We start from the raw sequence: 19,692 nt of genomic DNA, 5'->3' as shown, positions 1-19,692 counted from the left end.
GAATAGGGCGCCCATACGCCCGAGAAGTATCGGGCTCCCCAGATTTCGTTATCGCTGATCTCATAGAAGACAAGGTGATGCGCAACGTGACGAGTCCAATAGTCTTCGACTAGACCCAGCTTTGACCAGAGTGAAGGTTTCTGAATCAGTCGAATGCAGCTTTCGAGCTTGGCCGTGTACGCGTGCAGCGGACAACCGACTTGCACGGCACGCAAGTCCAATCGGGTTCAGCTCGGGTCTGCCCGAGAGAAGTGGGCATCAGCGTGCGGGTAATTTTCCTCGAAGAGAGGAAAATTGGGGAGGTGCCGCATGCAGCACAATGGATTGAGATTGATTCGTGCCGACCTGAAATGCCTACACGGTGCCTACATTTGACCGTAAACGAGAAAAGGGTTACATGCAGATGGCATGTAACCCTTTGATTTCTTTGGTAGGCCGTACGGGATTCGAACCTGTGACCAACGGATTAAAAGTCCGCTGCTCTACCAGCTGAGCTAACGACCCAAAAGAGGCGTAATTATAGCGGCGGCGGGCGACGGATGTCAACGGTCGTGCGCGACGTGCAGTAGAACGACAAAGGCCCGGGACACATCGTGTCCCGGGCCTTTCCTATAGCGAGAGGCGTGGCGCGCGGCGGCGAGCGTCGCGCAACCCACATCCAGCGACGCTTATTTGAGCTGTGACAGCCTGCTCTGCGCCGTCTGGGCGACATCCGACCCGCTGTATTGCGACACGATCTGCTCGAGCGTACGCCGGGCGGCAGCCTTTTGCCCCTGCTCGATCTGATTGTTCGCAATCGCAAGCAGGGCCTCGGGTGCGCGCGGGTGCTGCGGGTAGTTCTTGACCACGTTCTGCCACGTCGTCGTCGAACCCTTGTAGTCCTTCAGCGCGTAGAGCGCATTGCCGAGCCAATATTGCGCGGTCGGCTGATAAGGACTCTGCGGGTACTTCGCGATAAAGCTGCGGAACGACGCAGCCGCGGTCTTGAAGTCGCCACTGCGGAACTGCTGCGAAGCGGCGTTGAACGCGTCCGTCTCTCCCGGCTGGACCGTGCCCTGCACGCCATCCACGGTCTGCTGCTGCGGCTCGAACTTCTTGAGACGCGCATCCAGATCCGTGTAGTAGTCCTTCTGTTGCTTCTGCACAGTGGACAGCTGATTCGCCAGGTCCTCGTTCTGTCCGCGCAGCGTCGCGATCTGCTGGGTCAGCTGGTCAATGCGGTTGGACTGATCGAGAATCGTGCGTTGCGCAGCGGACAACTGGCTCCCCAGGTTGTCCGTCTTCGCCCGCAGGTCGAGAATCGCCTGGCGCGCCTGATCGTCATCGAAGAGGCCCGCGTGGGCCGGCATCGCCATGAAGGCCGAGCCGGCTACGCAGGCTGCCGCGGCTACCCGCAGCGCTGAGAAACGGTGCGACATACGCCCCTTCATCCAATACGTCGATTACTGTTGGTACACGAGGTCAGCACGGCGGTTCTGCGCCCACGATGCTTCGTCGTGGCCCAGCGCGACCGGCTTTTCCTTACCGAGGCTCACAGCTTCCATCTGCGAATCCTGCACGCCCATCAGCGACATTGCACGACGCACGGCTTCAGCACGGCGCTGGCCGAGTGCCAGGTTGTACTCGCTCGTGCCGCGCTCGTCGGTGTTGCCCTGGATCAGGACGTGACGTTGCGGATGCGCCTTCAGATACTGGGAGTGAGCTTGCAGCAGCGACTGATACTGATCCTTCACGGCGTAGCTGTCGAAGTCGAAGAACACGCTGCGCTTGGCGAGCGGGCTGTTCGGGTTGTTCAGATCATCGACATTCACTTGCGCAACGGCGTTCGGATTCGGCTGCGTGCTGATTGCGCCGCCCGTTTCGCCGGTCTTGACGCCCGACTTACACGCTGCCAGCGCGCCAATCATCAACACGGCCAAGGTCAAGCGGACTTTATTCGACATCATTTTTGCTCTCCAGAAGTGTCATTGCATGAAGGGACCCCAGGACGGCTCGCGTACTATGCCGCCCTGAACGGACAGGATTTGCCGCGTACGACCGTCGGTCGATACAGCAGCCAGCACGCCACGGCCGTTCACCTGTGTGGCGTAAAGAATGTACTGACCGTTCGCCGCGAAGCTGGGCGATTCGTCATGTGTCGTGTCTGTGAGCTGTGTTGCAACGCCAGACTGCAGATCTTGAATGTACAGCTTAAATCCGCCGCCTGTTCGCGAAATGTACGCGAGTTGCTTGCCGTCCGCGCTGATCCGCGGGCTCGTATTGTAGTTACCGGTGAACGTCACGCGCTGCGCGGCGCCGGCGCTTTCGCCCTGGGCCGACATCTTGTAGATCTGCGGTTGACCGCCGCGATCGCTCGTGAAGTAAATCCAGTGGCCGTCGGGAGAGTAGGTGGGTTCCGTGTCGATCGTCGAGCCTTCCGAGAGGCGGCGCAGGCCGGTGCCGTCAGCGTTGACGGCGAAGATCTGCGTGTTGCCCGTGCGCGACAGCGCGACCGCGAGCGTGCGGCCGTCCGGTGACCAGGCGGGCGCCGAATTGTTGCCCTTCTGGTTCGATACGATGACGCGGCGCCCGGTCGGCAGATCATGCACGTAGACGATCGGTTTTTTCCTTTCGAAGGAAACGTAGGCAACCTTGGTCCCGTCCGGCGACCACGCCGGCGAGATGATCGGTTCGGGGCTCGACAGCGCGATGTGCGCGTCCTGGCCATCGGAGTCCGAAACCTGCAGTTGATAGCGGTTGCCCGTCTTGATGACGTACGACAGACGCGTGGCGAACACACCCCGGTCGCCAAGCAGCTTCTGATAGATGTAGTCCGCAACCTTATGCGCGCTCATGCGCAAGCCGCTCGGCGGGCTCACGAGCACCAAGCCGCCGAGGCTTTCGCCCTTGACGGTGTCGTAGAGCTTGAAGCGCACTTCGAATTGGCCATTCGCCAGCCGGTTCACGCTGCCCGAGACGAATGCGTTCGCACCCTTCGCCTTCCAGCTGCCGAGGTCGACCGAAGCGGTTTCCGCAACGGGCGTGCTGCCGGCGTCGATATTGGTGAACTTGCCGCTGCGCGCCAGATCCGCGCGGACGATCGCGCTGACCTGTTCGGGGGAGTTCGCCTCGTTGGCGAAATTCGCCGTTGCGATCGGAAACTGGGTAGAGCCGATCCCGGTCACGAGGACGTTGAGTTGTGCGTGCGCCGCACTGCCAGCCGCGATCAAACAAGACGCGACGAGGGTTCGCAAGCCAAGCTTCGTCATCAAACTCATGCTGTGATGATTCCTGAAAGAGCCATTTTGTAACATAGTGCAACAGCAAAGAGACCAGAAAACACTTGAATCGTTCCGCTGATCACTGCTGCACGCCTGAGTCCCTCTTCCCCTGAGTCCGCCCTCAACCTGCCGGGCGCAAAGTAATTGTAAATTCCGGCGGTGTCTTGCCGTTCGTGTCGAGCGGCATCGGATCCGACTGCTGGACCGCGCGCAAGGCGGCGGCATCCCACTGCGCATTGCCGCTGCCGCGCGTGATGCGCGCGGAGAGCAGCGTGCCGGTCGGCGCGCAACGCACCGACACGACCGTTTCGAGGCCCTCGGTCGCGCCAGCCCAGATGATCTTCGGCCGCACGAGGCGCGCCACCTTGTCCGCATAGCCCGGCGAAGCCGCCGTGCCGCCCGAGCCGGTGCCGGTGCCGCTCTTCGCAAGACCGTTGCCGCCCGCGCTCTCGCCGCCACCCGCGCTGCCCTGCATCTGCGCGATGCGCGCGCGCCGCTCGGCGTCGAGCTTCTTCGCCTGCGCCTGCGCCTCTGCCTGCGCCTTGGCTTTCGCCGCTTTTTCGGCCTCAGCCTTCTTCTGCGCTTCTTTCTGCGCTTCTTTCTGAGCTTCCTGCTGCGCCTGCTTTTGCGCGGCTTCCTGCTGTTGCTGCTTCTCCTGCTGTTGCTGCTTCTTCTGCGCTTCCAGTTGCTGCTGCTTGAGTTTGTCGGCCGCGGCCTGCTGTTCCTTTAGCTTCGCCGCTTTCTGTTGCGCGGCGAGCTGCGCCGCCTGTTGCGCGGCAAGCTGTTGCCGGCGCTTCGCCTCGGCTTCCTGTTGCTGCTGCAGACGCTGTTGCTCGGCGAGCTGTGCGAGGCGCGCGGCTTCTTGCTGCTTGCGTTTCTGTTGCTGAAGCGCGATGTCGGCTTCTTCCGTCTGCTGCGGCGGAGCCGGGGCGACCGGCGCCGGCGCAGGTGCCGGCAGCGGACGCGGCGCCGGCGTCTCCGGCACCTCGGTCCACAACTCGGCTTCCGCACCCGCTGGCGTGCTGTTCTGCCAGTGGATGCCGTGATACAGGAAGAACCCGAGCAGCACGTGCATCAGCACGGCGAGCAGAAAAGCCCGTCCCGTCCCGCGTTCGTGAGGCGGTCGAAGCGGTTGGGTGGAATGCTTGCGGGTCATTGCGATTTGACGAGCAGTCCGACACGTTTGACGCCCTGCGCTTTCAGGTCGGACATCACATTCATGACGGCCTCGTACTTGACGGCCTTGTCTGCGGCGATCACGACCGGCTGGTCGGGATGGCTTTGCTCGCGCTCGGCGACGAACGCGTTGAGGTCGGCTTGCGACATACCCTGCTGCTGGGTTGCGCCGGAATCATCCTTATAGCGTACGTCCAGATTGCCGTCGGCGCGAATGTTGACCACGACCGGCGGCGTCTGTTGCTGTTGGGCCGCGCCGCCGACAGTCGGCAGGTTGACGATCGACGGCGCAACGAGCGGCGCCGTGACCATGAAGATCACGAGCAGCACCAGCATGACGTCGATGTACGGCACGACGTTGATGTCGGCCATCGCGCGGCGCGAGCGGCTGCCGCGCATGCTCGAACGAACTGAGCCTCCCATCTCCGACTCCTTGAGATTAGTGGGCCTGACGCTGCAGGATATTCGAGAACTCTTCGATGAAGGTTTCGAACCGGATCGCGAGGCGGTCGATGTCGTGCGCGTAGCTGTTGTAGGCGACGACGGCCGGAATCGCGGCGAACAGGCCGATTGCGGTGGCTGTCAGCGCTTCGGCGATGCCGGGCGCAACGTTCGCGAGCGTGGCCTGCTGCACGTTCGCGAGACCGCGGAACGCATTCATGATCCCCCAGACCGTACCGAAAAGACCGATATACGGGCTGACCGAGCCCACCGACGCGAGGAACGACAGGTTCGCTTCGAGTGCGTCCATCTCACGCTGGAAAGCGGCGCGCATCGCGCGGCGCGCGCCGTCGAGCACGGCGCCCGGATCGTTCAGGCGCTTTTCCTTGGCCTTGAGGAATTCACGCATGCCCGATTCAAAGATACGCTCCAGTGCGCCGATCGTGTGACGGTTGTTCGCGGCGCTCTGATAGAGCGCCTGCAGGTCGCCGCCGGACCAGAAATCGCGTTCGAAGCGTTCGGTTTGCGCGCGGGCGCGGCGAATGGCAAACCACTTGCGGAAAATGAAGGTCCAGGAAATCAGGGAGAGCAGCAGGAGCAATCCCATCACCGCTTGCGCCAGCAAGCTCGCATTTAGAACGAGGGAAATGATCGAAAGATCTTGTGTCGGGTTCATAGAAGTTCGTTGTAGCGTCCCCGAAGGGGCGAGCGGCTGCAAGCCGTGACGAGGCTTCCTGGAGTCAGGCGGAATTCCCCGGCGCCGGCGCGGCTGAACACTGCAGGGTTCTGAATTGAACGGCGAGAGTCCACTGGCGTTGTATCAACGGAAATTACTGTGCGGCCGTTGACACGGCCGGTGCGTCTTTGTCGGATCCGCGCCGCAAGGCGTCGTGCACATGGTCCGGCATGACGGCGGGGCGCATCGTGGCGCCATCGACGCAGGCGACGCGAATGCTCCCGGTTACGAGCAGTGTTTCGCCCCGCCACGCTTCCTGCATGAAGTCGACCGACGCGCGGCCGAGCTTTTCGATCCTGCTCACGATTGTCACGATGTCGTCGAGGCGGGCAGGCGCGCGATAGTCGAGCGCCGTGCGCCGCACGACGAAGAGCGCGCCGGTTTCATCGGCCAGGCGGCACTGATCGACGCCGCATGCGCGTAGCCATTCTGTCCGCGCGCGTTCGAAGAACTTCAGATAGTTCGCGTAGAAGACGATGCCGCCGGCATCGGTATCTTCGTAATACACGCGGACAGGCCACGTAAAACCTTGCCTGGACCCGGGCGGGACCGCGTCCGCCTGGCTGGTAGATCTTTCCATGCCGCGCATTCTACCGGAATGCGCTGTCATACTGACTTTCGTTCGCCTGACGCATTCGGCTAAATCTGTAAGCTCCGGTTACACACCGGTTACAGACCATTACCCGCGATGGATGTTCAGACCGGCGAAAGACTGCGCGACGGGCATCAGCTCGATCGTGTTGATGTTCACGTGAGCGGGGCGGGTGGCGATCCAGTAGATCGAGTCGGCGATGTCTTCGGCTGTGAGCGGCTGGACGTCCTTGTAGACATTGGCCGCTTTGGCGTCGTCGCCGCGATAGCGCACGTTCGAGAACTCGGTGCCGCCGCACAGGCCCGGCTCGATGTCGGTCACGCGCAGCGCCGTGCCGGCGAGATCGGCACGCAGATTCAGGCTGAACTGGCGCACGAAGGCCTTGGTCGCGCCATAGACGTTGCCGCCCGGATACGGCCAGCGTCCGGCCACCGAGCCGAGATTGAAGATGTGACCCCGGTTGCGGGCGACCATGCCGGGCAGGAACGCGTGGGTGACCTGCACCAGTCCGGTGCAATTGGTCTCGATCATGGTTTCCCATTCGTCGAGATCGGCCTTGTGAGCCGGCTCGACGCCGAGCGCGAGGCCAGCGTTGTTGACGAGCACGTCCACCGCGGCGAATTCGGGCGGCAGGGCGGCGGGGGCCGCCTCCACAGCGGCGCGGTCGCGCACGTCGAGTTCGACGGGCAGCAGGTTGTCGCCGAGTTCGCCGGCGAGGGCGTCGAGGCGGTCCTTGCGCCGGGCGGTTGCGACGACGCGGTGTCCACCGTTGACGAAGGCCCGGGCGATGGCGGCGCCGAAGCCCGCGGAGGCGCCGGTGACGAAGACAATCATGGTTGCTCCCTGATTGGTAGAAGTCAAAGAAAGGGTCAAGCCTACTTCCATTGCCGCGCAGCGGCAAGGAAGGCGCCAAAGCCCGAGCCACAGGCCCGTCCAGCCGTGTCTGCCCGGCTGGACGGGCCTGCGCGCGGGCGGTTGCCTATTTCAGGTCGTTCCAATAAACTAACGCGCTTAATCCCTGCGTGACTGGCGATAGGGTTCCTGAATGGCGAAGCGGGCGGCGTAAGCCTTAGTGGCAATTTTTGCAGGCACATTGGCAAGCGCGGCGCGGGCAGCAACGGGAGCTCAAGGTGGAACGACCCACCGTGAAGCGCAGGGTGCCGTTTTGCCGTTCGCCTGGGCAGCTGAGTTCCGCGCGCATGCATTAGCGCCGGAGGGGCTGTCCTGCCACGCGTGTGCGGTGTTCCCCGCCACGTCAAGGCTGGCATCCCTGCCAGCGCCGCTGCCAGCAGCGCCGCGTGCCCGCTACGCGTTTCGCGCGAAACCCGGTCAACCTGAACACACTTAACGGAATCCGTATGTTTGACAGAGCCGAAAGCACCATCGCCAAAGTCGATCCCGAACTCTGGAAAGCGATCGAACTCGAAAATCGCCGCCAGGAAGAGCACATCGAGCTGATCGCATCGGAAAACTACACGAGCCCGGCCGTGATGGCCGCGCAGGGCTCGCAGCTCACCAACAAGTACGCCGAAGGCTACCCGGGCAAGCGCTACTACGGCGGTTGCGAATACGTCGACGTCGTCGAGCAGCTCGCGATCGACCGCGTGAAGGAACTGTTCGGCGCCGAGGCTGCGAACGTCCAGCCGAACTCGGGCTCGCAGGCGAACCAGGGCGTGTTCTTCGCCATGCTCAAGCCGGGCGACACGATCATGGGCATGAGCCTCGCGCACGGCGGCCACCTCACGCACGGTTCGCCGGTCAACATGTCGGGCAAGTGGTTCAACGTCGTGAGCTACGGCCTGAACGAAGCCGAAGACATCGATTACGACGCGGCCGAGAAACTCGCGCAAGAGCACAAGCCGAAGATGATCGTCGCGGGCGCTTCCGCGTTCGCACTGCGCATCGACTTCGAACGCTTTGCCCAGATCGCGAAGAGCGTGGGCGCGTACTTCATGGTCGACATGGCGCACTACGCGGGCCTCGTCGCCGCGGGCGTCTACCCGAACCCGGTGCCGCACGCCGATTTCGTCACCACGACCACGCACAAGAGCCTGCGCGGCCCGCGCGGCGGCGTGATCCTGATGAAGGCCGAATTCGAGAAGCAGATCAACTCGGCAATCTTCCCGGGTATCCAGGGCGGTCCGCTCATGCACGTGATCGCCGGTAAGGCGGTCGCGTTCAAGGAAGCGCTCTCGCCGGAATTCAAGACCTACCAGCAGCAAGTGGTCGATAACGCGCGCGTGCTGGCTCAAACGCTGGTCAATCGCGGTCTGCGTATCGTCTCGGGCCGCACGGAAAGCCACGTGATGCTGGTCGACCTGCGCGCGAAGAAGATCACGGGCAAGGCGGCGGAAGCCGCGCTGGGCGCCGCGCATATCACGGTCAACAAGAACGCGATTCCGAACGATCCGGAAAAGCCGTTCGTCACGAGCGGCGTCCGTCTCGGTTCGCCCGCCATGACGACGCGCGGCTTCGGCGTGAAGGAAGCCGAGCAGGTGGGCAACCTGATCGCCGACGTACTCGATAATCCGGAAGACGCCGCAACGATCGAGCGCGTGCGCACCCAGGTGGCGGAGCTGACGAAGCGCTTCCCCGTCTATCGCTGATCTGGCGGTTGACCGATTATGCGCTGCCCCTTTTGCCGGCACGAAGACACGCAGGTAGTGGATTCCCGCGTGTCCGAAGACGGCGCCGCGATCCGGCGCCGCCGTCGCTGTCCCGCCTGCGACAAGCGTTTCACGACGTATGAGCGGGTCGAGCTGGCGATGCCGGCCGTCGTGAAGAAGGATGGCAGCCGCACGGAATTCGACCGCCGCAAGATTGCGGCCAGCATGCAACTGGCGCTGCGCAAGCGTCCGGTTGCGGCTGACGCCATCGACGCGGCGGTCGCGCGCATCGAATACCAACTGCTCGGCAGCGGTGAGCGCGAGGTGCGCAGCGAGCGCCTCGGCGAACTCGTGATGACCGAGCTGCGCGAACTCGACAAGGTTGCGTTCGTACGTTTCGCCTCCGTCTACCGGCGTTTCGAGGACGTCTCCGAATTCGAAGACGTGATCGAGGAATTCCGCCGTTCCGGCAGCGCAGGCACGCCGCCGCGCAAACGCTGAGCCAGTCTGCATCTTTCTGTTCCCCCTTCGCTGCCGCTGTCCGTGACGCTTGCATTGTCGCGGGCAGGCGCGCCGCGCACCACCTGGCCGTTCGGCTAATTGTTCCCGTTGTCCTTCGCCGGTAGATTTGCTGCACTCCCTTCACGATAAGGATTGCAGATGAAATGCGAAGGCTTCTCGCTCGTCGAGAGCATGGTTGTCGTGGTCCTGCTGGCCATTTGCGCCACGGCCGCGACGCCGGTGTTCGTCGCGTGGCGCGTGCGGGACGAGGTGAACGCACGCGCCGGGGCCCTGCTTGGAACGCTCGCCTATGCGCGTAACGAGGCAATTCGCCGGAAGGGGCGCGTCACCGTTTGCCGCCTCGACACGTCCCGCAATTGCCTCGCCCCCGGCAAGAGTTGTCCGTCAGGCGCAGCTGACTGGTCGTGCGGGTGGGCTGTCATGGCCGAAGTCTCGGGTGTACCCAAGCTTTTGCGCGTGCAGCCCGCACTCGAAGACGTTGGCGTGGCTTCGCCGTTGACCGCCATCGTTTTTACGCCGCCCGCTGGCCAGGCGATCGGCGTGATGCGCACGTTCGAACTCGCCCCGCGTACACAGACAGCCGCCACCCGTGGGGCAGCGTGGCGCCGCTGCATCCGCATCGCTGCGGGCGGCCGGGCGCGTATCAGTGACGGTGCGTGCGGGGTGGCGTCGTGAGGTCGCCCGGATTCTGTCGCGCTCGTGGCCACGCTCGCGGCGCGACACTGCTCGAAGTGGCGCTCGCCATGGGCGTCATGGCAATGTGTGCGCTCGGTCTGATGAGCACGCAGCTTGCGCTCGCTCGCCACGCGCAGTCCGCGGCGGTGCGCGAGCGTGCCGCGTTTGCCGCCGATGCGATCACGGAGTCCTCGACGGTTACGGGTGGTGCAGCCGTCGACGCCTGGAGAGCGCGCGCCCGGACGATCGTGCCGGACGGCCTCGCTGCAATCCCGAACCAAAGCGCCGAGGCGTCGATTGCAATGGTGACGTGGGCATTTACCGGCTACGCATTCGCGTCGGGTGCCGTCGTGCCGCCATCGAACTGCAATGGTGCGAGCGTCGCTTCCGGGCGCGATTGCGTTGCCCTCACGTTTGCACGATGAAGCGCCGCCACGTCCGACTGATCGGCGGCACCGGCCACACGCTGCTGGAATTGACCATCGCAGTGGCGCTCGGCCTGGTCATCGTGGCGGGCGCTGTCGCCGCGTATCGCGCGCAGCATCAGGCGTTTATTCTCGCCACCGACACCGCGCGCATTCACGAAGCCGGTATGAATGCGCTGACGCTTGTCGGCGAGCAGATCCAGCTCGCTGGTTTCGCCTCGGCCGATGCGCCGCGAAGTCTCGCCGGGCCTGCGGTGTTCGGCTGCGCAGCGGGCCGTCCGATCGGTGCGCAAGACAATCTCACCTGCGCGTCGCTGGCAAATGGATCCGATGGCATCGCCGTACGTTATGCGGGCGACACGGTATCGACCTGGCCGTCGTCGAGTGGCCAGGTGACCGACTGCCTCGGGCAGGCGGTCGGCGCGGCGGGTGTCACGGTGGTCAACCGCTATCACGCGAAGGCAAGCAGTTCCACCGGCGAGCCGGAACTGTACTGCGAAGGCTCGGGAAAAGCCGGGGCAGCACAGCCGCTCGTCGAGGGCGTCGAAGCTTTGCACTTGCGTTACTGGCTGCATGATGCCACGCGGCCCGTGAGTGCGTCGGCGCTTGCGCGTGAGCAGTGGTTGTCGGTGATTGCCGTGGATCTGTGCGTCCAGGTGCGTGGTGCGCCATTTCCTCGCAAGGCGAGCTATGTCGACTGTGACGGTGCCTCGAAGATCGCAACCGATGGTCGTGCCCGCCAGATTTTCTGGCGGCATATCGCACTGCGAAACCAGCAAGGCTCTTCGTGATGAGCACAAGCCGCTATCGCGTTTATCGCCGTGGCCGATACGCCGCGCCTCGCGGTGTAGCGCTGCCGGTCGTGCTGGTGATCGCGTCGATGATGCTCGTCACATCGGCGGCGTGGTTCGAGGCGTCGCTGCTCGAAGCCCGCAACGCGCGTCTCATGGCCGATCACCTTCAGGCCTTCCATGCCGCAGACGGTGCGCTGTCGCTGTGCACGCGCGCACTCGTGAACGGTTCGATGTTCGCACCATCGGCGCCGGTGCAGCCCGGCGAGCCTGCCGGCTGGCGGCACAAAGGCACGTTTGAAGCACAGGCGGTGGTGCCCGTTGTCACGTGGCCTGGTTCGGCCCGGTCGCCACAGTGTCTCGTCGAAGCCTGGCGGATCGACAGTCGTCCGGCGGCGCGTGCGTTCGTCGTCACGGCACGCGGCTTCGGCGTGGACGATGACACGCAGAGCTGGCTGCAGGCTCAGATCGTATTCGAGGGGACACGTGTTGAACGTCACTGGCGGCGCGTCGTCGCGCGTCCGTTCTGACATCCACCCGTGTGCAAGAGGAAGCGATGAGGATCAGGCGCAAGGCGTTCACGTTACTGGAACTCGCGATGGCGCTTGCCGCGATGGCGATCGTCGCGTCGTTTGCCTTGCCGGCCTGGCATAGCCAGATCGCGCGCGCCCACCGCATCGACGCCATGACGGCGCTCTATCGAGCGGCGCAGTTCGTGGACCTGCAGACGCCCACGAGAACCGCACTGCCGGCGGGCATGGATCGAGTTCCGCCGACGGGTGTGGCCGTCTATCGGCTCACGCTACTGCCTGGCGACGAATCGAATGGCGGGTACGTGATCGCGGCTTCGCCGGTGGCGTCCGGTCCAATGCTCGACGACGCTTGCGGGACCTTCACGCTCGACGCTACGGGTACACGGGGCAATGAGACGACCGGCGCGGCTGCGCCCGGAACCGGGGAATGCTGGCGCGGCCGCTGATTCGCAGGGAGGAGGGCGCTTCAGTAGCCCGCATCGTCCGTCGTCCCGGACGATGCGCTGCCCGCGGCCTGGTCGCCTTGCTGCCGGGCCTGCTGAAACAGGCGCCAGGCTTCCCACGCGGTGAATGCGAGGCCGCCCCACTTGATCACGGGGCGCAGCGCCGAGACGACGCCGCTGCGCAGCGGCTTGGCGAGGATGAGCGAGACGAGCGAACTCAGCAGGGGATATTGCTTGAGCAGGTTGCCGAGTCCCGCGCCCAGGCCGCGGCCGTACGAGCGGTCGGCGCCCGGAACGAGAAAACGCAGCCAGCTAAAACGCGCGACGCTGTCGCGCAGCTCGCCAATGGCCCCGGCGATCTCGGCGCGCTCGACGCTCGCACGCACGATCAGCAACTCCTTGCGCAGCGCACGCAGTTGCGGCGTCGACAGATCGCGCGAACGCGGGCGGGCGGGGCGAAAGGCGGTATCCGGTCTGGGTCGGCTCATAGTGTCGATTGGGCGGTTGGCTGGGCGGCTAAAGATTCCCCGGCTAGTGCTTGCGAAGGATTTCGCGATCCTTCTCGAACTCGTCGAGGGTCGCCTGGAACACCATCGGAGCATTGCGCAGGCTGCTGCGCGCCTTCATGGCGCAGAACAGCGCGGCGAGCGCGTAGACGATCGTGATACCGGCGAGCGCCTGCAGGCGCCAGGTGTCCCAGAACGCAATCGCGATCAGCGCGGTAAGCGCCATGAGCGCCATCGCGGCGAGCATCATCGCGGCCACGCCGAGGAACAGCACGGCCATCAGGCGGTCCTTCTCTTCGGACAGCTCGATACCGATCAGCTCCAGCCTGGTCTGCAGCATCGCGAACGCGGAGCCGAGCAGGCGGCGCAGCGGTCCATGATCATGTCGTGGCGATTGGGTGTCTGTCGTCATGGCGAGAGCGGGTGGTGCATGCTGATGCACGAGAAGATGCGGGCCGTCGCGGCGCGCCCGTTGCAGGAGCAGCGGGCGCAGCGAGACCGCACGGTGTGCCCGCGCCGTTGTGCGGAAACAGGCCGGGCGCCCGCAGTACGGTTACATGCGGGTTACTCGCGGATTACTTGCGATTGATCAGGAGGCCGATCAACACACCCACGCCTGCGGCGATGCCGATCGAGGTCCACGGGTGTTCGTGAACGTAGTCGTCGGTGGCGCGAGCCGCCTTTTTGCCTTTCTCGACCACGACGACCTGCACGTCGGCGGCCTTTTCTTTTGCCTGTTTCAGGCGCGAGAGTGCCGTTTCGCGCAGTTCGGACGCGCGTTCGCCGGTGGCGCTCGCAGCCTGCTTCAGCAGGTCCTCGGCGTCCGCGAGGACGTTTTTGATATCCGACATTAGCCTCTCCTTGTTGACTTCTGACATTAACTGGCTCCCTTCGTGTCTCGCCAAGCGTAAATCGTAACAAAGAAACGGACACTGGCAAGCGCGGCGCGCCGCACCGAGCGCCTGCGAGTCACGAACCGCCTGTTACCGCTACGTCGTTGCAGTGCGATGACGGGCATGCATGGCGAATTGCGGTCCACTCCCATGGAGTTGATCTGGCACGTAAAGTTTCGTGATCGCATCCAAAATTACGAAAATTCATGGAGGTGTGAAGCGATATTCGTTCTTTCTGCGATACGGCTCCCGTATCCTTGTCTTCAACGCCCGCTTACCTTCGCATGCACTGCACGGGTTTGCGGTGCGCCCGGCCACCCTTCATTCAAGGACATCGAACATGAGTCTACGTCTTGGCGATACCGCACCCGACTTCGAGCAGGATTCGAGCATCGGCCGCATCAAGTTTCATGACTGGCTTGGAGAGAGTTGGGGCGTGCTGTTCTCGCATCCCGCCGATTTCACGCCGGTCTGCACCACGGAACTCGGTCTGACGGCAAAGCTGAAGGACGAGTTCGCGAAGCGCAACGTCAAACCGATCGCCCTTTCCGTCGACAGCGCCGAATCGCACAAAGAGTGGATCAAGGACATCAACGAGACGCAGATCACGAGCGTCGGCTTTCCGATTCTCGCGGACGGCGACCGCAAGGTGTCGGAGCTTTATGACATGATCCACCCGAATGCGAACGAAACGCTCACTGTGCGTTCGCTTTTTGTGATCGATCCGAAGAAGAAGGTGCGTCTCATCATCACCTATCCGGCCAGCACGGGGCGCAACTTCGACGAAGTGCTGCGCGTGATCGACTCGCTGCAGCTCACCGATAACCATCAGGTCGCCACGCCCGGCAACTGGAAGCAGGGCGACGACGTCGTGATCGTGCCGTCGCTGAAGGACGAAGCACTCATCAAGCAGAAATTCCCGAAGGGCTACAAGGCGCTGCGCCCGTATCTGCGCCTCACGCCGCAGCCGGGCAAATAAGCTTCCCGGCCGCGCACCTCGCCAATTAACAAGCGCCGCACATCGTGCGGCGCTTTCTTGCATCCGGCTATTGCAGACGTGCAAGGCACGCCGGGCGATCAGAAGAACGCCTGAATGCCCGTCTGCGCGCGGCCGAGAATCAGCGCGTGAATGTCATGCGTGCCCTCGTAGGTGTTGACCACTTCGAGGTTCACGAGGTGACGCGCAACGCCGAATTCATCGGAGATGCCGTTGCCGCCCAGCATGTCGCGCGCGAGCCGCGCGACGTCGAGCGACTTGCCGCACGAGTTGCGCTTCATGATCGAGGTGATTTCGACGGCGGCCGTGCCTTCGTCCTTCATGCGGCCAAGGCGCAGACAGCCTTGCAGGCCGAGCGTGATTTCCGTCTGCATATCGGCCAGCTTTTTCTGGATCAGCTGATTGGCGGCGAGCGGGCGGCCGAACTGCTTGCGGTCCAGCACATACTGGCGCGCCGTGTGCCAGCACGCTTCCGCCGCGCCGAGCGCGCCCCAGGCGATGCCGTAGCGCGCCGAGTTCAGGCACGTGAACGGGCCGCGCAGACCCTTCACGCCCGGCATGATGTTCTCTTCCGGGACGAACACTTCGTCGAGCACGATTTCGCCCGTGATCGACGCGCGCAGCCCGACCTTGCCGTGGATCGCCGGCGCCGACAGACCCTTCCAGCCCTTCTCGAGGATGAAACCGCGGATATCGTCCTGGCCGTTCTCTTCGAGCTTCGCCCAGACAACGAACACGTCTGCGATCGGCGAATTCGTGATCCACATCTTCGCGCCCGAGAGCGAATAGCCGCCGCTGACCTTCCTCGCGCGCGTGACCATGCTGCCCGGATCAGAGCCATGGTTCGGCTCGGTCAGGCCGAAGCAGCCGATCCATTCGCCGCTCGCGAGCTTCGGCAGATACTTCTCTTTTTGCGCGTCCGAGCCGAATTCGTAGATCGGCACCATCACGAGCGACGACTGTACCGACATCATCGAGCGGTAGCCTGAGTCCACGCGCTCCACTTCGCGCGCGATCAAGCCGTAGCTCACGTAGTTGAGGCCGGGGCCGCCGTACTGCTCGGGAATCGTCGGGCCGAGCAGGCCCAGTTCGCCCATTTCGCGGAAGATCGACGCGTCGGTCTTTTCATGGCGGAACGCTTCGAGTACGCGCGGTGCGAGCTTGTCCTGCGCGTATGCGGCAGCGGCGTCACGCACCATGCGTTCGTCGTCGGTGAGTTGCTGGTTCAGCAGCAGCGGATCGTCCCAATGAAAATGGGCGTGCTCGGCCATGGTGTGTCTCCTCGGATAGGGGATCAGGTACTTGACAGGAGTTCCGCTGTGCGGAACAATGTTTTGCAATTTGATCCAGTGTACCACTTGCCTGCTTATGTCTGCATCCGGATTTCCGTTACATGCCTCGCAGCCCGATGCAACGATCGACGAACGCAAGTTCGTCGTCGCACTCGCACGGGGTCTTGAACTGCTGCGCGCGTTCCGCCCCGGCGAGACGCTGCTCGGCAACCGCGATTTCGTCGAACGCACGGGCTTGCCCAAGGCGACCGTGAACCGGCTCGCCTACACGCTGAGCGTGCTTGGCTACCTGCGCTTCGACGAGGCGCTCGGCAAATATGCGCTCGACGCGGGTGTGCTCTCGCTGGGTTTCACGATGCTGTCGGGCACCGACATCCTCGAACTCGCGCGGCCGCATCTACGGGCGTTTGCCCGCGAGGTGGGGGCGGCCGTATCGCTCGGCTGTCGCGATGGGCTCGACATGGTTTATCTGGAGACGATTCGTAGCGAAACGGCGCTGACGCTCGGTCTCGCATCGGGTTCAAGGCTGTCGATGCTCACGAGTTCGATGGGGCGCGCCTATCTGGCGGTGCTGCCGCACGATGCGCGCGCGGCGCTGCTGGCCGACCTGGAGAAGGCGGCGGGCGATGAAGGTCCGGCACTGGTCGCGGCGGCGCAGCGCGAGATCGCGATATTCGCGCAGGAAGGGTGCTGTTATTCGTTTCGCGACTGGCACGACGATGTGAACGCCGTGGCGGTGCCGTTTCGCGAACCGCGCGAGCGCCGCTGGCTCGTGCTGAGCTGCAGCGGACCGGCATCGTCGATGGGACCCGACGTGTTTCGCGAGCGCGTCGCGCCGCTGCTCAAGTCGCTCGCGCGGCGGCTCGGGGAGACGGTCTGAGCCGCGTACTGCACTGCGTCGGCGGAATTGAAAAAGCCGGGACATCGTCCCGGCTTTGCGACTGCCTGCGTGCTTGAATCTGCTTATTTGCCGCTTATTTGCCGCTTATTTGCCGCTTATTTGCCGCTTATTTGCCGCGCTGGCGACGCGCGTTTTCAGCGATACGCATACGCAGCGCGTTGAGCTTGATGAACCCGCCGGCGTCGGCCTGGTTGTAGGCGCCGTGGTCGTCGTCGAAGGTCGCGATGGTCTTGTCGAACAGCGTGTCCTTCGAGTCGCGCGAAACGACCGAGACGCCGCCCTTGTACAGCTTCACGCGCACCCAGCCGTTGACGTTCTGCTGCGTGTGGTCGATCAGCACCTGGATTGCACGGCGCTCCGGGCTCCACCAGTAGCCGTTGTAAATCAGCGAGGCGTAGCGGGCGAGCAGGTCGTCCTTCAGGTGGGCGACTTCGCGGTCGAGGGTGATCGACTCGATGCCGCGGTGCGCCTTGAGCATGATCGTGCCGCCAGGGGTTTCATAGCAACCGCGCGACTTCATGCCGACGTAACGGTTTTCGACGAGGTCCAGACGGCCGATGCCGTGCTTGCTGCCGAGGCGGTTCAGTTCGGTCAGTGCTTCAGCCGGCGTGACGCGCTTGCCGTTGATGGCGACCGGATCGCCGTGTTCGTACTCGATATCGACGTATTCGGCTGCGTCCGGCGCCTGTTCGGGCGAAACCGTCCAGCGCCACATGTCTTCCTCGGCTTCCGCCTTCGGGTCTTCGAGGTGACGGCCTTCGAACGAGATGTGCAGCAGGTTGGCGTCCATCGAGTAGGGCGCGCCGCCCTGGCGGTGCTTCATGTCGATGGGAATGCCGGCGCTTTCGGCGTAGGCAAGCAGTTTCTCGCGCGACAGCAGATCCCACTCGCGCCACGGGGCGATCACCTTGATGCCCGGCTCGAGTGCGTAGTAGCCGAGTTCGAAGCGGACCTGGTCGTTGCCCTTGCCGGTTGCGCCGTGCGAGACGGCCTGTGCGCCGGTCGCGCGGGCGATCTCGATCTGGCGCTTGGCGATCAGCGGACGCGCGATCGACGTGCCGAGCAGGTACTCGCCTTCATACAGCGCGTTGGCGCGGAACATCGGGAACACGAAATCGCGGACGAACTCTTCGCGCAGGTCGTCGATGAAGATGTTCTCTTGCTTGATGCCGAGTTGCAGCGCCTTTTTGCGCGCCGGCTCAAGTTCTTCGCCCTGGCCGATGTCGGCGGTGAAGGTCACGACTTCTGCGTCGTAGTTGTCCTGCAGCCACTTCAGGATGACCGAGGTATCGAGGCCGCCCGAGTAGGCGAGCACGACTTTATTGATATCGCTCATGGTGAGTCCGTAACGGGTGAGATCTGTGCGCGCGGGCGGCCCCGACGCGCGGAAAACAATATTTTGACACCAAACCGTCAGCGCGCCGTGCTTTTCGGGCGGCGCGCCGGGCCCGGATCAGTGGTTCAGGCGGCCGAGCATCAGAAATTCCATCAGCGCCTTCTGGACGTGCAGACGGTTTTCCGCCTCGTCCCAGACCACGCTCTGCGGCCCGTCGATGACTTCCGCGCTCACTTCCTCGCCGCGATGTGCCGGCAGGCAGTGCATGAAGAGCGCGTCGGGCTTGCCGCGCGCCATCATCTCGGCGTCGACGCACCAGTCGGCGAACGCCTTCTTGCGGACTTCGTTCTCGGCCTCGAAGCCCATGCTGGTCCAGACGTCGGTGGTGACGAGGTCGGCGCCGTCGCAGGCGTCGTTCGGATCGTCGAATACCGAGAAGAACGGCGTGCTTTCCGGCGCGACGAGTGCCGGATCGAGCTGATAGCCCGGCGGCGTCGAGATGCGCAGCTTGAAGTCGAGGATCTGCGCCGCTTCGATCCACGTATAGAGCATGTTGTTCGCGTCGCCGACCCAGGCGACGGTCTTGCCGCGGATCGGCCCGCGGTGCTCGTAGTACGTGAAGATGTCGGCCAGCACCTGGCAGGGGTGATATTCGTTCGTCAGGCCGTTGATGACCGGCACGCGCGAATTCTGCGCGAAGCGCGTCAGGATGTCCTGGCCGAACGTCCGGATCATGATGATGTCGACCATGCGCGAGATCACCTGCGCCGCGTCTTCGATCGGCTCGCCGCGCCCGAGCTGCGTGTCGCGCGTGCTCATGAACACGGCGTGACCGCCGAGCTGGAAGATGCCTGCTTCGAACGAAAGGCGCGTGCGCGTCGAGTTCTTCTCGAAGATCATCGCGAGCGTACGGTCGTGCAGGGGATGGTAGGTCTCGTAGCTCTTGAATTTGCGCTTCAGAATGCGGGCACGCTCGAGCACATATTCATACTCGTCAAGAGAGAAATCCTTGAACTGCAGGTAATGGCGAATGGTCCGGGAGGTCATGAAACGAAAACGGCGCCGGATCCGGCCTCGGAACTGCACGATCGGGCCGGCGACGCCGCTGCGGTTGTGGTGGTAAGTCAATGCAGCATAAAGGATTTTGTCCGGTTTGACGAGCGGCTTGCAGCGTGGCGAGCGCTTTGCCGTGGGTTTCGTCACCTGTTTTCGACGGGCTTTTCACGATGCTGCGGCGCAAACGCAAAGCGCGCGAGAACGGCCTGCAGTTTGCTATCGCGCACCCTGTGTACAGTGCGGAATACCCCTGGGTAGGCTATAATCGCGGGGTTTTCCCTCAGGCACGACAGCGAGCCCGGCGGGTATCCTGGCATAACAGCGCTGGCATAACAGCGCACGCATTTCAGCGGTTATATCGCCAGGCATCTCGGGCGGCTCGCGGCAGCGGCTTATACGCTGGTGGCTGTGCGCCGCAAGTTCGACGATCTCGATGCGGCGCGGAGCGGGTACCAGTGTGCGGACGGCCGCGCCCTGTCCATCGGACTGTATTCGCGCGCGAGGTCGCAAG

General features: G+C 63.7%; 23 protein-coding genes, 1 tRNA gene and 1 riboswitch. Of the genes, 9 read left to right on the top strand and 15 right to left on the bottom strand.

Going from position 1 to position 19,692, the window contains the following annotated elements:
• Positions 1-428 precede the first annotated feature (428 nt).
• The 9 genes from ACFPTO_RS08030 to ydfG form a co-directional block, all read right to left on the bottom strand.
• Positions 429-504 (bottom strand) — tRNA-Lys (locus tag ACFPTO_RS08030).
• Positions 505-668: 164 nt separating this feature from the next.
• Entirely contained in the window at positions 669-1,418 is a 750-nt protein-coding gene (gene ybgF / locus ACFPTO_RS08025; protein ID WP_377710672.1) for a tol-pal system protein YbgF, read from the bottom strand.
• A gap of 24 nt (positions 1,419-1,442) precedes the next feature.
• Entirely contained in the window at positions 1,443-1,946 is a 504-nt protein-coding gene (gene pal, locus ACFPTO_RS08020) for a peptidoglycan-associated lipoprotein Pal (RefSeq protein ID WP_377710670.1), read from the bottom strand.
• Positions 1,947-1,964: 18 nt separating this feature from the next.
• Entirely contained in the window at positions 1,965-3,257 is a 1,293-nt protein-coding gene (gene tolB, locus ACFPTO_RS08015) for a Tol-Pal system beta propeller repeat protein TolB (protein ID WP_377710668.1), read from the bottom strand.
• A 124-nt stretch (positions 3,258-3,381) separates the two neighbouring features.
• Complete coding sequence (gene tolA / locus ACFPTO_RS08010) at positions 3,382-4,416, bottom strand: cell envelope integrity protein TolA (protein ID WP_377710666.1); 1,035 nt, start codon at positions 4,414-4,416, stop codon at positions 3,382-3,384.
• Complete coding sequence (gene tolR, locus ACFPTO_RS08005) at positions 4,413-4,859, bottom strand: protein TolR (RefSeq protein WP_377710664.1); 447 nt, start codon at positions 4,857-4,859, stop codon at positions 4,413-4,415. The genes tolA and tolR overlap by 4 nt, the downstream gene beginning before the upstream one ends.
• A 16-nt stretch (positions 4,860-4,875) precedes the next feature.
• Positions 4,876-5,553: a protein TolQ gene (tolQ, locus tag ACFPTO_RS08000; protein WP_293036621.1), complete on the bottom strand. Its 678-nt coding sequence runs from the start codon at positions 5,551-5,553 to the stop codon at positions 4,876-4,878.
• Positions 5,554-5,707: 154 nt separating this feature from the next.
• Positions 5,708-6,202 carry a tol-pal system-associated acyl-CoA thioesterase gene (ybgC, locus tag ACFPTO_RS07995; protein ID WP_377710708.1) on the bottom strand — a complete coding sequence of 165 codons (495 nt, stop codon included), beginning with the start codon at positions 6,200-6,202 and terminating at the stop codon, positions 5,708-5,710.
• Between the two features lie 90 nt (positions 6,203-6,292).
• Complete coding sequence (gene ydfG / locus ACFPTO_RS07990) at positions 6,293-7,039, bottom strand: bifunctional NADP-dependent 3-hydroxy acid dehydrogenase/3-hydroxypropionate dehydrogenase YdfG (protein ID WP_377710662.1); 747 nt, start codon at positions 7,037-7,039, stop codon at positions 6,293-6,295.
• Between the two features lie 178 nt (positions 7,040-7,217).
• Positions 7,218-7,394, top strand: a riboswitch (ZMP/ZTP riboswitch).
• 169 nt (positions 7,395-7,563) lie between these two features.
• Between ydfG and glyA the strand changes: the two genes are divergently transcribed.
• From glyA to ACFPTO_RS07955, 7 genes are all read left to right on the top strand, one after another.
• Positions 7,564-8,811 carry a serine hydroxymethyltransferase gene (gene glyA, locus ACFPTO_RS07985; protein ID WP_377710660.1) on the top strand — a complete coding sequence of 416 codons (1,248 nt, stop codon included), beginning with the start codon at positions 7,564-7,566 and terminating at the stop codon, positions 8,809-8,811.
• A gap of 18 nt (positions 8,812-8,829) precedes the next feature.
• On the top strand, positions 8,830-9,312 hold the full coding sequence (nrdR, locus tag ACFPTO_RS07980; protein WP_377710658.1) for a transcriptional regulator NrdR: 483 nt from the start codon (positions 8,830-8,832) through the stop codon (positions 9,310-9,312).
• 159 nt (positions 9,313-9,471) lie between these two features.
• Entirely contained in the window at positions 9,472-10,008 is a 537-nt protein-coding gene (locus ACFPTO_RS07975; RefSeq protein WP_377710656.1) for a GspH/FimT family pseudopilin, read from the top strand.
• Positions 10,009-10,076: 68 nt separating this feature from the next.
• The gene (locus ACFPTO_RS07970; RefSeq protein WP_377710654.1) at positions 10,077-10,433 is read left to right on the top strand and encodes a hypothetical protein; all 357 of its coding nucleotides are present in this window, start codon (positions 10,077-10,079) and stop codon (positions 10,431-10,433) included.
• Positions 10,430-11,224: a PilW family protein gene (locus ACFPTO_RS07965; protein ID WP_377710652.1), complete on the top strand. Its 795-nt coding sequence runs from the start codon at positions 10,430-10,432 to the stop codon at positions 11,222-11,224. The genes ACFPTO_RS07970 and ACFPTO_RS07965 overlap by 4 nt, the downstream gene beginning before the upstream one ends.
• The gene (locus ACFPTO_RS07960; protein ID WP_377710650.1) at positions 11,224-11,754 is read left to right on the top strand and encodes a pilus assembly PilX family protein; all 531 of its coding nucleotides are present in this window, start codon (positions 11,224-11,226) and stop codon (positions 11,752-11,754) included. Before ACFPTO_RS07965 ends, ACFPTO_RS07960 begins: the two co-directional genes overlap by 1 nt.
• 26 nt (positions 11,755-11,780) lie before the next feature.
• Positions 11,781-12,203 (top strand): type IV pilin protein, encoded by a 423-nt coding sequence (locus ACFPTO_RS07955; protein WP_377710648.1) that lies wholly within the window; start codon positions 11,781-11,783, stop codon positions 12,201-12,203.
• A 20-nt stretch (positions 12,204-12,223) separates the two neighbouring features.
• On the opposite strand, the gene ACFPTO_RS07950 is transcribed toward ACFPTO_RS07955, so the two are convergent.
• From ACFPTO_RS07950 to ACFPTO_RS07940, 3 genes are all read right to left on the bottom strand, one after another.
• Positions 12,224-12,688, bottom strand: a complete 465-nt coding sequence (locus ACFPTO_RS07950; protein WP_377710646.1) for a DUF3318 domain-containing protein — start codon at positions 12,686-12,688, stop codon at positions 12,224-12,226.
• A 43-nt stretch (positions 12,689-12,731) separates the two neighbouring features.
• Positions 12,732-13,118: a phage holin family protein gene (locus ACFPTO_RS07945; protein WP_377710644.1), complete on the bottom strand. Its 387-nt coding sequence runs from the start codon at positions 13,116-13,118 to the stop codon at positions 12,732-12,734.
• A 163-nt stretch (positions 13,119-13,281) separates the two neighbouring features.
• Positions 13,282-13,584 (bottom strand): ElaB/YgaM/YqjD family protein, encoded by a 303-nt coding sequence (locus tag ACFPTO_RS07940; RefSeq protein ID WP_293036602.1) that lies wholly within the window; start codon positions 13,582-13,584, stop codon positions 13,282-13,284.
• A gap of 355 nt (positions 13,585-13,939) precedes the next feature.
• Here ACFPTO_RS07940 and ACFPTO_RS07935 point away from each other — a divergent pair, with 355 nt between their 5' ends.
• Positions 13,940-14,578, top strand: coding sequence for a peroxiredoxin (locus ACFPTO_RS07935; protein WP_377710642.1), 639 nt, complete (start codon positions 13,940-13,942; stop codon positions 14,576-14,578).
• A 98-nt stretch (positions 14,579-14,676) separates the two neighbouring features.
• On the opposite strand, the gene ACFPTO_RS07930 is transcribed toward ACFPTO_RS07935, so the two are convergent.
• Positions 14,677-15,867 carry an acyl-CoA dehydrogenase gene (locus tag ACFPTO_RS07930; protein ID WP_377710640.1) on the bottom strand — a complete coding sequence of 397 codons (1,191 nt, stop codon included), beginning with the start codon at positions 15,865-15,867 and terminating at the stop codon, positions 14,677-14,679.
• Positions 15,868-15,964: 97 nt separating this feature from the next.
• Here ACFPTO_RS07930 and ACFPTO_RS07925 point away from each other — a divergent pair, with 97 nt between their 5' ends.
• Complete coding sequence (locus tag ACFPTO_RS07925) at positions 15,965-16,768, top strand: IclR family transcriptional regulator (RefSeq protein WP_377710638.1); 804 nt, start codon at positions 15,965-15,967, stop codon at positions 16,766-16,768.
• Positions 16,769-16,895: 127 nt separating this feature from the next.
• Here the strand turns inward: ACFPTO_RS07925 and ACFPTO_RS07920 are convergent, their stop codons facing one another.
• Complete coding sequence (locus tag ACFPTO_RS07920) at positions 16,896-18,125, bottom strand: argininosuccinate synthase (protein ID WP_293036595.1); 1,230 nt, start codon at positions 18,123-18,125, stop codon at positions 16,896-16,898.
• Positions 18,126-18,242: 117 nt separating this feature from the next.
• A complete protein-coding gene (argF, locus tag ACFPTO_RS07915) occupies positions 18,243-19,172 on the bottom strand; it encodes an ornithine carbamoyltransferase (RefSeq protein ID WP_377710636.1) in 930 nt (309 codons plus the stop codon).
• Between the last annotated feature and the right edge of the window lie 520 nt (positions 19,173-19,692).

Source organism: Paraburkholderia denitrificans (genome assembly GCF_042655705.1).
In the GTDB taxonomy this organism is placed as follows: Bacteria; Pseudomonadota; Gammaproteobacteria; order Burkholderiales; family Burkholderiaceae; genus Paraburkholderia; species Paraburkholderia denitrificans.
Note: the sequence above shows the minus strand (reverse complement) of the source record. Positions and strands in the feature narration are given on the sequence as shown.